The sequence below is a fragment of the Natrialba hulunbeirensis JCM 10989 genome, from assembly GCF_000337575.1.
Classification (GTDB): domain Archaea; phylum Halobacteriota; class Halobacteria; order Halobacteriales; family Natrialbaceae; genus Natrialba; species Natrialba hulunbeirensis.
Genome location: NZ_AOIM01000041.1, coordinates 200,426 through 212,875 on the forward strand (window position 1 = coordinate 200,426; position 12,450 = coordinate 212,875).

General features: G+C 61.1%; 13 protein-coding genes. 7 read left to right on the forward strand and 6 right to left on the reverse strand.

Annotated elements, in window-relative coordinates:
- Positions 1-351: 351 nt before the first annotated feature.
- On the forward strand, positions 352-1,023 hold the full coding sequence (locus C483_RS17070) for a hypothetical protein (RefSeq protein ID WP_241431531.1): 672 nt from the start codon (positions 352-354) through the stop codon (positions 1,021-1,023).
- Here the strand turns inward: C483_RS17070 and C483_RS17075 are convergent.
- A complete protein-coding gene (locus C483_RS17075) occupies positions 980-1,531 on the reverse strand; it encodes a hypothetical protein (RefSeq protein ID WP_006654614.1) in 552 nt (183 codons plus the stop codon). The genes C483_RS17070 and C483_RS17075 overlap by 44 nt on opposite strands.
- Before the next feature lie 174 nt (positions 1,532-1,705).
- On the opposite strand from C483_RS17075, the gene C483_RS17080 reads away from it, so the two are divergent.
- From C483_RS17080 to C483_RS17090, 3 genes are all read left to right on the forward strand, one after another.
- Positions 1,706-2,260, forward strand: a complete 555-nt coding sequence (locus C483_RS17080) for a GNAT family N-acetyltransferase (protein WP_006654615.1) — start codon at positions 1,706-1,708, stop codon at positions 2,258-2,260.
- 69 nt (positions 2,261-2,329) lie between these two features.
- Positions 2,330-3,307 carry a flap endonuclease-1 gene (gene fen / locus C483_RS17085; protein ID WP_006654616.1) on the forward strand — a complete coding sequence of 326 codons (978 nt, stop codon included), beginning with the start codon at positions 2,330-2,332 and terminating at the stop codon, positions 3,305-3,307.
- A 182-nt stretch (positions 3,308-3,489) separates the two neighbouring features.
- Positions 3,490-3,819 carry a hypothetical protein gene (locus C483_RS17090; protein WP_006654617.1) on the forward strand — a complete coding sequence of 110 codons (330 nt, stop codon included), beginning with the start codon at positions 3,490-3,492 and terminating at the stop codon, positions 3,817-3,819.
- Between the two features lie 357 nt (positions 3,820-4,176).
- On the opposite strand, the gene C483_RS17095 is transcribed toward C483_RS17090, so the two are convergent.
- Entirely contained in the window at positions 4,177-5,400 is a 1,224-nt protein-coding gene (locus C483_RS17095; RefSeq protein ID WP_006654618.1) for an NAD(P)/FAD-dependent oxidoreductase, read from the reverse strand.
- Between the two features lie 427 nt (positions 5,401-5,827).
- On the opposite strand from C483_RS17095, the gene C483_RS20985 reads away from it, so the two are divergent.
- Positions 5,828-6,160: a hypothetical protein gene (locus tag C483_RS20985; protein ID WP_006654619.1), complete on the forward strand. Its 333-nt coding sequence runs from the start codon at positions 5,828-5,830 to the stop codon at positions 6,158-6,160.
- A gap of 97 nt (positions 6,161-6,257) precedes the next feature.
- Here the strand turns inward: C483_RS20985 and mvaD are convergent, their stop codons facing one another.
- Positions 6,258-7,241, reverse strand: coding sequence for a phosphomevalonate decarboxylase MvaD (gene mvaD, locus C483_RS17105; protein WP_006654620.1), 984 nt, complete (start codon positions 7,239-7,241; stop codon positions 6,258-6,260).
- A 115-nt stretch (positions 7,242-7,356) separates the two neighbouring features.
- On the opposite strand from mvaD, the gene nth reads away from it, so the two are divergent.
- Both nth and C483_RS17115 read left to right on the forward strand, forming a co-directional pair.
- Positions 7,357-8,040: an endonuclease III gene (nth, locus tag C483_RS17110; protein WP_006654621.1), complete on the forward strand. Its 684-nt coding sequence runs from the start codon at positions 7,357-7,359 to the stop codon at positions 8,038-8,040.
- Between the two features lie 119 nt (positions 8,041-8,159).
- Entirely contained in the window at positions 8,160-8,435 is a 276-nt protein-coding gene (locus C483_RS17115) for a hypothetical protein (protein ID WP_006654622.1), read from the forward strand.
- A gap of 352 nt (positions 8,436-8,787) precedes the next feature.
- Here the strand turns inward: C483_RS17115 and C483_RS17120 are convergent, their stop codons facing one another.
- From C483_RS17120 to C483_RS20130, 3 genes are all read right to left on the reverse strand, one after another.
- On the reverse strand, positions 8,788-9,645 hold the full coding sequence (locus C483_RS17120; RefSeq protein ID WP_006654623.1) for an NAD(+)/NADH kinase: 858 nt from the start codon (positions 9,643-9,645) through the stop codon (positions 8,788-8,790).
- Positions 9,646-9,747: 102 nt separating this feature from the next.
- Positions 9,748-11,025 carry an outer membrane protein assembly factor BamB family protein gene (locus C483_RS17125; protein WP_241431532.1) on the reverse strand — a complete coding sequence of 426 codons (1,278 nt, stop codon included), beginning with the start codon at positions 11,023-11,025 and terminating at the stop codon, positions 9,748-9,750.
- A 72-nt stretch (positions 11,026-11,097) separates the two neighbouring features.
- Positions 11,098-12,369 carry a trypsin-like serine protease gene (locus C483_RS20130; RefSeq protein ID WP_152419903.1) on the reverse strand — a complete coding sequence of 424 codons (1,272 nt, stop codon included), beginning with the start codon at positions 12,367-12,369 and terminating at the stop codon, positions 11,098-11,100.
- Positions 12,370-12,450: the final 81 nt, after the last annotated feature.

Consider the following 12,450-nt stretch of genomic DNA (forward strand, 5'->3'; position numbering starts at 1 on the left):
AATCGTACGAGGGANCAAGCTCATGGCCCGGGTTCAAATCCCGGTCCGCGCATTGCTGTCGCGAACAAATTCGTGAGCGACAGCAATCGTACGAGGGATTTGAAGCACGCGAGTCGCAGCGTCCGAACAGAGTGAGGACGACCGTCTCGCAGTCGGGTTCAAATCCCGGTCCGCGCCTTTCTACTGTGACCACACGGTGAGCAGCAGCAGTTGTCTACGGAAGTTGAAGTAGAGGTGACAGAGCCCGTGCAGTGGGCAAAACGAACGAGTAGGATCGTCTCGCAGTCGGGTTCAAATCTCGATCCCCGCGTTCTTCAACCCACACCCCCACACACAGTTCTTCAAACTGCCTTGCACCCTTGCACATCCGCGCATCGACACTACCGACACCACTGCCCAGTACTCGAGTATGCCCGACGCAGCTACCAGATACGAAGCGGGCGACATCTCGCGACGCCGGACGGCCGCGGTGTCGTTGCAGCGGTGCTGACGAGCGAGTTCGAGTTTCCGACGGGTGAGGGAGAGGGTGACGAAAACGTCACCGCTGTCGATGCCAGCAACGACCAGCCTGCGTACGTCGTGGGCCTCGGTCCCGAGACAGTCGGTTCGGCAGTGTATCGCGCTTCGGTACTCGAGACCAGCGGTCTGGAGGGCGACGATGCGACGGAGTCGACTGTTGGCGATGGTGACGACAATAGTGACCGCGACAGTGACGATGACGGCAGCGGGGAGACGCTCACACCGATCATCAACGAAGACGTGAACGGCCTCGACGACCTGCCCGAGGGCTGGGACAGAGACAGTGTCCTCGAGTTCTGGTCATCGATGGGCGGCTCCTGGGACGCGTGTGTCGAGGAGATGGCGGACGAACTCGTGCTCGAGGCGGTTGGCGACGGCGAACTGTTCGGCGATGAAAAACGAAGTGGTGCGGACGCAGCGGTGGCGGAATCGCTTCTGAAAGGTGTCAGGTGGCGCTCTCTCAGTCTTCGAGCGGCGTCTCGGCACGCTCCGGGTGGAGGTTAGTGACTAGGGCGAAGACGATGCCGAGCACCGTTCCAAACAGGAGGTGGCCAACCATGCTCTCGACCGCTGCGGTGGGGAAGTCGGCTGCCGCCTCGGTGCCGATCGCTTCGATCCAGACCGGCAGAACGATCACCGGCAGGACTGCCCAGATCGCCAGTCCGAAGACGAAACCGGCGGCGACGACGCGCAGGGTGATCCCAGTTCGTGAGAGCGACTCGGTCTCGGGGTTCATCTGGAGGGTCCCGAGAATCGGCTCGCGAGTGACGAGGAAGCCAAAGATCAATCCGAGACCGATCCCGTGGACGAGGTGGATTCCCCAGCCGACGACGCCGACTGGATCAAGTCCGTAGATGCCCGGAATCGCCGCGGAGACGACCTCGGGATCGAACAGCCAGATGAGGGCACCGAAGGCGAGTGCGCCGACTGCACCGCCGACGGCACCGCCGACCGGCCAGCCAATCGAGGTCTCGACACCGACTGTCGACTGTGTATCGGACTCTGCGCTCATAGTGGGGCCAGTGTACCACAACGGGCGCCATAATGGTTTGTCCGGCATGTGTCACGTCCGCCAGGTCAATCACGACACGTACGCAGTACGGTGGCCACTCGAGTTCGCTTGCCACCTGCCGTCGCCGGGTGGACGACGGCTATTAGTTTCTCTCCGACCAACCGACCGCAACTCGTGTCTCAGGAACTCACGTACGAACTGCTCGGGTGGCCACCCGACGGTCCGAAACTGCCACTCGACCACGAACGGTTCAGCTACGCCGGCAAGTTCGTCATGACGAACACCGGGAAGGCAGTCGCCCGTGACGGTGAAACCATCGTCGCAGCCATCGCGTTCAACGAGGATCGCACCGACGAGCACACGCTCTGGCTCCGATACATCACTGTCGCCCACGACCGGCGCGGCGAGGGGATCGGCCCCGAACTCGTCTCGCTCGTTCGCGATCACGCCGCCGAGCGCGGCTACGAACGCATCCGAATCGCGGTCAACAACCCATTCGCCTACGAGGCGCTCTACCGCGCCGGGTTCACCTACACTGGCAAGACGACGGGAATCGCCGAACTGGTACTCGAGTACCAGCCGTCCACAGCCGATGAGAGCAACAGTACGAGCGAGCGCGAACCAGACATGTATCAGGACGGACTCGACGAGTTTCGGGACCGTGACCTCTCCACAGAGGAGACAGACTTTCTCGAGTCGCGAGTCGGATGCGATCCGCCTGACCAGTAGCGGCCGACAGTTGCCGACTGCGAATCGAGAGGGGATAATTCAAATCCCAGACCCACCACTAGTGGCCTAATGGGAAACGCTGCTTTACGCGACATCGCCGTCATCGAAGAGGTTCCGTTCTCCGAAATCGAGGGTGTCGTCGCCGTTGACGCGCACAACTGGCTCTACCGGTACCTGACGACGACCGTCAAGTGGACCAGCAGTTCGAAGTATACGACCGCAGACGGCACCGAGGTTGCCAACCTGCTCGGCATCGTTCAGGGACTCCCCAAGTTCTTCGAGAACGACGTGACGCCGGTGATGGTCTTCGATGGCGGTCCCTCCGAGCTCAAGGAGGACGAGATCGAATCTCGCCGCGAGCAGCGCCAGACGTACGAGGAGCAACTCGAGACCGCCCGCGAGGAAGGCGACGAGGTGGCCATCGCCCAACTCGAGTCGCGTACGCAGCGACTGACGCCGACGATCCAGGAGACCAGCCGCGAACTCCTCCGATTGCTCGACGTGCCGATCGTCGAAGCGCCCGCTGAGGGCGAGGCACAGGCCGCCCATATGGTCCGGCGTGGCGACGCAGACTACGTCGGCTCCGAGGACTACGACGCACTGCTGTTCGGTTCGCCATACACCCTTCGACAGCTCACGAGCAAGGGCGATCCCGAACTGATGGATCTCGAGGCCACACTGGCCCACCACGACCTCACGCTCGAGCAACTCATCGACGCGGCCATCCTCATCGGGACGGACTTCAACGAGGGTATCTCGGGCATCGGCCCGAAAACCGCGCTGTCGGCAATCTCCGAGCACGGTGACCTCTGGAGCGTCCTCGAAGCACGCGGCGAGACACTCGAGTACGGCGACCGCGTGCGAGCGCTCTTTCGGGAGCCGAACGTGACTGACGAGTACGAGTTCGAGACGACGCTGGATCCGGATATAGCGGCGGCGCGAGAGTACGTGACCGAGGAGTGGGAGGTGGATGCTGACGAGGTCGAGCGCGGGTTCGAGCGGATCGAGGAGAGTGTGACACAGACCGGACTGGACCGCTGGACGTGAGTAGGGTTCGGTGACGGCGACGGATTGTTGCGTGAATCGAACGGTTTTCTGGGTGGCGAAACACCTTCTGTGGGGAAACGAGACGGTAGTGACGACGCTTTGAGCGGTTAGTGTGGAGTCGGTGCTTAGCTGACCTATAATAATCCGGTCGTCGCTGGTCGTCGTGATCGGGGTGACCGCTCATGTCCCAACACGAACGCACCCGGTCCGACTCGGCGGCAGACACGGACGCTCCCGCACGGGAGCAACAGCCGCCGCCGGACCAGCGACGAGGTTCGCGGTTCGACATCGGCGCATGGCTGCTGTCGACCGCGGTCCAGACGATCGTCGTGCTCGTTGGCCTCGCGGTCGTGCTGTTCGCCCTTGGCCAGGCAACCGGCGTCGATCTGCTCGGTGCAGTCGGCGGCGCGTTGCTGACCCACACCGGCCAGTGGCTCGCGGTAGCGTTCATCGCGCTACTCGTGCTCGGCATGGCACTCAGAGCCATGCGGTACACACGACCGCGCTGGTAACACTGTGTTGCAAGTGACGCCGTCTTGCGGTTTGTGGTCTTGCGGTCTTGCAGGGTCGAACCAACGTGCGGTGTCGGCGATGCAGTCACACCAACCACAACACCACACCATTCCACCATCCCCACCGCAGCGTACCACCACGCACCCCATCCACCAACATGACCCCACGTGACGGATTCCGCCCGAACCGGACGATCACAACTGGCGTCCGGCACGTGAGACGTGACATCTGACACCTGACGTTCGGCCCGCACGTGCACGTCGACCCACGCCACCGAATCGGACCGGCGATCGAACCGAGAAGGCACCACCCCGTCTCGTTTCGCTTCGGTCCACACTCTTTCGTACGTCGACCACCTACGGGTCGCGATCGAATTCGAACGGCAGTCGGCGACCGACTTCCTCGCGTGCAAGCACCGCTGCCCGATCAGCCGCGCCGATTGCAGCGAGATACCGGAGCCTGACACCGGTCTTGAGCAGTCGCGCCCCGCGACCGGTGAGCACGTTCGACCCAACCTGTGCGACCGCCTCGTCACCCACGCTGACGACCCAGCCAGGTGAGTCAAACGCGAAGTTCGCGGACACCGAAGCCGACACCGACTCCGTTCCACGACTCTGGGCGTGCTCATCGCTCACGTCACGTTCGTCGCTCACGAGACGAGCAATCGTCGGGGCGAGCGCCCGCGCTGCCTGCATCGCACTCTGGGCACTCGCCGGAACCGCCTCACCCTCTGCATCAGTTACCCGCGCCGCATCGCCGAGCACAAACGTCCGCTCGTCGAGTTCTAACGCCGGTCCCACCGGCGGCCGTTCTCGATCGAGGGCGTCCGTCCCCCGAATCCCACCCGTCCAGACGACACACTCCGCCGGGAGTTCCTCACCGGACTCGAGTCCCACCGCCGACGGCGTCACTCGAGTAACGGCTGTCCCGGTCCGGACTGTGACGCCGGCGGACTCGAGTGTGTCTGTCACCGCACGCTGGAAGGAAGAATCGAACTGTGGGGCGACTGTGTCGAATTGTTCGATAAGAGTGATAGATAGCGTAGCGTCTGCGTTCGATCCGTGACCCTCACGAGCGAGTGCGGCAAGTTCACCGGCGACCTGGATGCCCGAGAGACCGGCCCCACAGACGACAAAGGGTGTCTCAGTATCATCGTGCTCGCGCAGCGCCTCCCGCGCTCGAGCACGGACGGCAAACGCATCGGCGAGTCGTTTGAACGGGGTCGCGTGTTTGCGGACGCCCGCTATTCCGTGGGTGGCAGTCCGTGCGCCGAGACAGACGGCCGCGATATCGTAGGGGAGCGTACCATCGGAGAGTCTGACGGTCCGGCGTTCACGGTCGATGGCCTCGACGCGCGCTACGCGGACGGTTGCCCGGTCGAGGACGGCCGGGAGCGAGACGGTGATCGCGTTCGCCAGTTCGGGCCGGCGGAGCACGCGGTGGAGTTCGTGCTGGACGAGGTGGTCCGGCGAGTCGTTGACCAGGGTGAGTTCGATGTCCGCATCTGTGGGCACTCGCTTCTCGAGTTCGCGGGTTAGCGTCAGGCCCGCGTAGCCGCCACCGAGGACGACGACGTGCATACTCGATGTAGGTCCTGCGGGCCCAAATACTGGGGACCAAACGAACGCGTTCACGGACACGAATACGAACACAGACGCCAACACGAGCGCCGTGTGAGTCGCTCAAATAATTCTTTCACCTTCCATCATATCTTTATAAACTGATACTGTGACGTTCAGTATGCATCGCCGCCGCGTTCTCGCACACGTCGGGACTGGGGCCGTCCTCGGTAGCGTTGGCTGTCTCAGCGCCCCCCTCCCCACTGGCGATTCGGAACAACCTTCCGACTCACCAGAATCCGGAGACGGCACGGACCCTCAAATCCCAGATACCAAGACACAGCCGTGTCCACCGTACGAAACTGACCGTGAGAGTGTCGTCTGCTCTCATACTGTCGATCCGGCTTCAGCCGCGGTGTCTCTCGAGTCACGTCCGAAACGCAGTACCGTGGCCGATGGGATCCCCGAAACGGAAATCTCTCTGACGCTTCGTAATAACTCTGCCAGCGAACTAACGTTCAATCCGTACAGTTGGCACATTCGCACCAATACGGGAGCGGACTGGCACGATATTCAGCAGGACCGAGCCGGAAACGGTACCCTGACTGTCCCTGCTGGCGAGACGCAGACGTGGTCGCTCGTCGACGCAGTCACTGCCGTTCGAGACGATCCCGAACTTGAACCGGGACTGTACGCGGCAGAGCTGACCGTTCCTGCACCGACGCGAGAGGATGACAGCATCGCGTGCATCGCGCTCGTCCGACTCGATGCAGCGTCGTGACCTGGGTCTGGTGTTGAGACCAACTGTTGTCCCGCTACGCCGCTAATTCGGGACGACACAGGACAACGACCGGCCTCGAAAAATCGCAAAACCGCTCTCAGAACAGGTGCTCGTCCTCGTCGAGCAAGCGAGCGGGGCCGCCGACGTCCCAGATCGTCGTCGAGACACCGCAGTCGGCGATCTCCTCTTCGACGAACTCGGCGTGCTCCTCGGTCGTGTTAACGTAGACGCTCGCGCCCGTGTCCGTCGAGAAGTAGACCGGAATGTCCTCTTCCTCGCGGAGTTCACGTACGCGGTTGAAGATCGCGAGCGTGGCTGGCTGCCAGTAGACCCAGCCCTCGGGACCGGTCATCGTCGTCGCCGCGAGCGAGAGCGAGTCGTGCTCGGCGAGTTCGAACACGTCATCGAACTCGTCGTTACGGAGCGCGTCGCGCATCTCGGCGATCTGGCCGTGGATGTGGGCGTTGCGGGCCTGGAACATGTGGCTGTCCTCGGCCTCGTTGTGCGCGTCCTCGGTCTCCTTGTGGTAGGGAACGAGCCCGACGATGATTTTCAGATCCTCGTGGAGGTTACTCGGCAGTCGCTCGGAGCGACAGTCCTCGTCGTTCAGCCCGGTGTTGAGTTGCGAGAACGCACCCGTCACCGCACGAGCGGCCGAAGCCGAGCCGACGCGTGCGATCGTGGAGACGGTTGGTCGGTCGGCATCGAGTTCGGCCGCCTCGGCCAGCGCCATCGCCGCCGCGGCAAAGCCCGAGGACGAGGAGCCAAGGCCGACGTTCGTCGGGAAGCTGTTCTCGCTCTCGAGTCGGACCGGGTAGACCGTGTGTGCCGCATCGGACATGTCTCGGGCCTTCTCGACGACGGCGTCGACGCGCTCGGCCGCGCGGCCCTCGAGTTCCTCGCCGTCGACGACGTAGGTGTCCTCGTCGTAGTCCATCGAGAACTCGACGGTAGTGCGGGTGTGACTCGGGGCCGTACAGACGCTGATGCTGTCGTGATACGGGAGTCGCTCGATATCGTCGCGCATCCCGTGATATTTGACCAGCCCCTGGATGGGGTGGGCCATCGCGGTCGCCTTCATACCCTCACAGGGGCGTGACGGTCGCTTAAAGGTCACGGCATCTAACCGAACGGGCGAGCGACACCGCCAGCGCCAACCGAACACCTCAAATGGCCGCTCTCGCAAGCACTCTGCCATGGGAACGCCGCGTGACAGCCGCACGAAACAGGCCGAGGAAATCGTCGACCGACTCGAGGAGGCCTACCCCGACTCGACGATCTCGCTTCGGTACTCGAACCGACTCGAGTTACTGATCGCCGTCATCCTCTCGGCGCAGTGTACCGACGAGCGGGTGAACAAGGAAACGAAGCACCTCTTCGAGAAGTACGACGGGCCGGAAGAGTACGCCAACGCACCCGAGGAGGAACTCGCCGAGGATCTGAACTCGATCACCTACTACAACAGCAAGGCCGGCTACATCAAGGACTCCTGTGAGATAATTCTCGAGGAGCACGACGGCGAGGTGCCCGATACGATGGACGAACTCACCGAACTGTCCGGCGTCGGCCGCAAGACGGCGAACGTGGTGCTTCAGCACGGTCACGACGTGGTCGAGGGAATCGTCGTGGACACGCATGTTCAGCGCCTTTCGCGTCGCCTCGGACTAACTGAAGAGGAGTACCCCGAGCCGATCGAACAGGAACTGATGGAGCTCGTCCCCGACGGGTACTGGCAGCAGTTTACCCACCTCTGTATCGACCACGGACGGGCGACCTGTACGGCCCGCAATCCGGACTGTAGCGACTGCGTGCTTGCGGATATCTGCCCCTCGGAGAAGGGTGACAGCGAGATCGATCTGGCGTCAGGCGAGCCCTGGTAGGATCCAAGGTGGCGGTGAACCGACTGCACTGGCCTCGACACGACTGATCCGGATCCGACACGACCCACGCAAGCCAAACACCTTTTCAGTGAGACGTGTTAGCTCTTGATGCGATCACTATGGTTGATGACCCAGACGAAACCGGCCAGACCGACAGGACCGGAAAAGACGAGCACGGGCGGGACGTCGAACTGGAACACGAAGACACCGACAACAACGACGACGCAGACGCAGCGGAAGAAGAACTCACTGAGGAAGAAAAAGAGGCTCGAGAGCGTCGCGACGAGGAGGAGCGCCGACAGGATATCGAGCACAAATCCGACGAGCGCGAGGCGGAGGCACTCGGAAACACGAATCCCAATAATCACCGGGACGAAGAGCCGCACAACAGCTAGACAGTTGTCGCCGTCACGTGCCAGTCGCGGCGACTGTAAGTAGCGGTAAGAGGCAGTCACGGCAACTGTAGTGTAAATCGCTCACGCACGGAACACGACCTGGCTGCATTCGGGCGAGTGCAGCGGGCGGGCGACCTCGCGTTCCGTGCTCCCGGGCCGACCGATCGACCGGATGCACCGACCACAGCACAGGGCCAGCGCAATTCCCGGCGGATCGTACACGTTTCGGTTCGTTCCGCAGTTTTTCAATCTGATACCCTCTCATACCCTCATACTCTCGTACTGTCCCTGTCTGTGTCCCTGCCCTGTTCACTCTGCAGTACACAGTCTGTGCGACGCCCCATAACCCAGTTCACAGAGGAATCTCAGGCACGCACAGAATCGACACCAGCCCCACCACCGACATCATAATTGGAGCCCCAATTGCAACGTGACTCACCGACTGGTCGTCCGCGATCAGCGCCACTGGCTGCTCGTCCCGGTCGACCGTCAACACGACCTCGTCCGGCGGAAGGACCCACTGCCGAGAACTCGTCGAAAACGGACTGATCGGAACCACGGACACAGCATCGACCACGGGCGAGAGCCGCGGGGACTCGAGTGCACTCGCGTAGCCGTGCGTCCCGAGCGCTGTCGCGACGACGATGCCGTCCGCGCGGACGGAGCCGACCGATTCCCCCCGACTTCGAACCGAAAATTCGGAGATTGCGGCGGGTTCGGCGGCGGCGAGCGTAAGGTCAAACAGCGCTCGAACGGTCGTCTCGGAGCCGTCGGCCAGTGTGGCGGTGCACTCGAGTACCGGTCGCTCACAGTGCGTGGCTTCACCTTCTCCTGCCAGGACAGCTGCGAGCGCGTCGGGGAGGCTTTCCGCGGCGACGGTGCTGAGGCCGGGAATCGAGCCGACCGGCAGAATTGGCGGCTGCCCATCGCTCGTAACGCTCTCGCGTGCGCTCTCCGCGAGGGCCGTCTCACCGACTGCAACGACGACCACCGGATCGGCGTCCAGAACGGAGGTGGCCTCGGTGTCGACTACTAGTGTGGCGTCGTGTGTAGAGAGGGTGGACTCGAGTGCACTAACATCGAGACCATCGTCAACCAGCTCGCGTGTGTCATCGTCCGCTGATGATATCGAAACCGCGTCGGTGGGATCGACGACGCCGACGACTGGCTCGTCGTGGTCGGGTTGGGTGCCGTCGTCCCCGTCGCTCATGCCATCTCGTTCGCGCGGCGGGTGCAAAAGCGTAAGGTCCGAAGGGGCGGCCGGGCGTCCGGCACGATCAGTCGCTCGCGGCCGCGACGACACGTCCGACGATCACGAGATTGCAAACAGCGTCCCGTCGCGCCCGACGGTGAGCCACAGATCGTCGGCCAACGCGCAGCCACTCCCGAGTCCCCATTCCATTTCGTCGGTGTTGAGACGCCACTTGACGGAGCCGTCGGTTATATCGAGAGCGGCCGTCATCCCGCCGTCGTGGGCGGTGTAGACGGTATCCTCGTCGCTCGCCCAGAAGATCGCGCCGAAACTGTCGTCCCAGATCTCGGTGGCCCAGAGACGCTCACCCGTGTCCCGGTCCAGCCCGACGAATCCGGGGCCGCGGAAATCGTCGATGACGACGACGGAGCCGACGACGCTGGCCCATCCACCCCCAATTGAACGGTCGTCTGGACGGTACTCCCAACGGTTCTCCATCGTTTCCCAGTCGTATGAGACGAGACCGCCGTCGTCGGAGCCATAGTACTCGCCGTCTCGAAGGACGGGATAGTTGACCGGTGTCGATAGTTCTGCGCCCGGTTCGCCCGAGCGAAGATCTCTGAAGGACGCAGCGTTCGGATACAGGACGCCACTATCGGTGATGAGTGGTAGGCGTGGCTCATTCCCGCCGCTCGCGCCAGCGCTGTCCCAGCGTACGTCCCCTGACTCGGCGTCGAGGACGTACAGCTGCGGGAGGGGCTCGAAATCCCCATCCGAGTAGTCGTACAGTTCCGTATCGGAGAGGACGACGATCGCGTCCCCGACTCGCCGAACCGAGGAGAGTCCGCTGCTCAGCTTGTCACTCCGCCAGCGTTCGGTTCCGTCGGCGAGGTCGTACGCTCGAACGGACGTCCCGACGGCGGCGTAAACGGTATCGTCGACGATCGTCGGACGCCAGATACGGTGCTCCGCCTCGAAAATCGGCTCAAATTCGCCGGTGTCGGGATCGACAGCGACGAATGTTCGGTGTTCGTTCTCACTGGTATCGCTCGTTTCCGCTCGTTCGATAGTAGTGTACACCGTGCCATCGACGATCAGCGGATGGCGGCGAGGGTGGCCACTGGTCTCTTCGCCAGTGCTATCGTTGAGCGTCCACTGGACGCTCGGATCGTCAGAGGGACCATCCGCGTGGGGATTGTGGAACGTGTTTCCAGTGTCGTGGCCGAGCATTCGCCAGTTGGGGTCGTCGGTGTACGTGGTGTCTCCTCGGAGGTCGAGTTCCGTCCAGTGAGCGGGTTCGCTTCTCACTTGACAGCCGGCGATACCGAGCAATCCAGTCGTGGCAACCGTCTGCAGAACAAAACGACGGCTCGTGGAGGGGGACCGTTCGGGGGACATCAGGGGAAATGACGGCCCATATATAAATAAAACATTCGGATGTAATAAGTTCAATGGAGACAGAGGTGGTCGTTATACTTCTACGCCAAGTTCGTCTTCGATTACTTCCATGATTGTACCCCAAGTATTTTCGTCTGCATCAGACCAACTATGTACTCCCATGATAAGGTCGAAAGGGGTGGGACTTACTGAAGAGGTATTGCGAACGTAGTACGGGCCACCAGAGTCTCCCTGTTGAACTGAATCGTGTGGGATATCGGTCTGGAACGCGTTGTCGTTCACCTTTTCGATCCCATATCCACGCTCTTCTCCAGTTCTCGCACCCTGGTGATAGGTCATCTCATCGTCCCAAGTTCCGTCGTCTTCGATGTCCTTGATTCGTTCTCGCGAGAGGGTCCCGATTATGTCACCAGATGTCGTGCCGTGATTCGTGGCGAACTCATATTCGAGAGCGTTTCCTGACGTATTGTGCATCGTGCCTGCGTCAAGAACATTTTTCCGTTCGTCGTCGTCAAATACAACTTCATCTTCCAAAAAATGGTAAGGGCTATCATCTTCGAGCCATACCAAGCCCAAACTGGGGTTGATAAGTTCGCCATCGACACTCATTTCACTGAGGTTGTGACCTGCAGTGAGCATTTTCTTCACGTCGCCGTCATCTACTGGAACGCAGGTTGTTCCTACTCCACCTTGTCCGTCCGCGTCGGCGAAGAAACATGCTGCTCCAGCAGGAATATTGTCCCAGTCACTTGCATAGTAGTAATCATCAGGGAATTCTTGATCGGACTCCAACGATACTGGGTTCTGTGGCTCGGATTTAATATTGATCCGTTCAACGGCGACAGGAATACCTTCAACAGCGCTTTCTGCTTCTGTTCCTCGGCCAGCTACACCGGTGATGGATCCAGGTGTAGTACCTTCGACTGCTTCAACATCTTTGCGACTGAGAGATCCATCATCGTACACCTCAACATCGATACGTTTCTCGTCGTTCGAATTGGTCGTTACCCAGACTTTGATATCGTCGAACCGGCCGTCGAGTTGCTGTTCGACTTGCTGTCGCGCGTCGTGGGCACTTTCAATGCGAACCCATTGTTCTCGAGAAATAGTGTAGTATAACGCCTCTCTGTCAGGAGAAGCACCATTCTTCACTGCCTCGTGATCTGTATGGACATATCCCAGGACACGTGGCACCTCCTTTTTTGGATCATCCACGAGATCAGCCATCGCTTCTTGACTTAACCCGCTGATCGCCGCAGTGGAGACACCGAGCCCAGCAAGCGCATTCACGAATCGTCGACGACCCATCTTCGACAGTCTCTGTGTTGTATGCCTTCGTGGCATATTACCTACTATATCGAGTCAATAAATAAGAGTTTTCTAGAACATATTATAAATTATGTATAATATATCCAAAACTAGAAT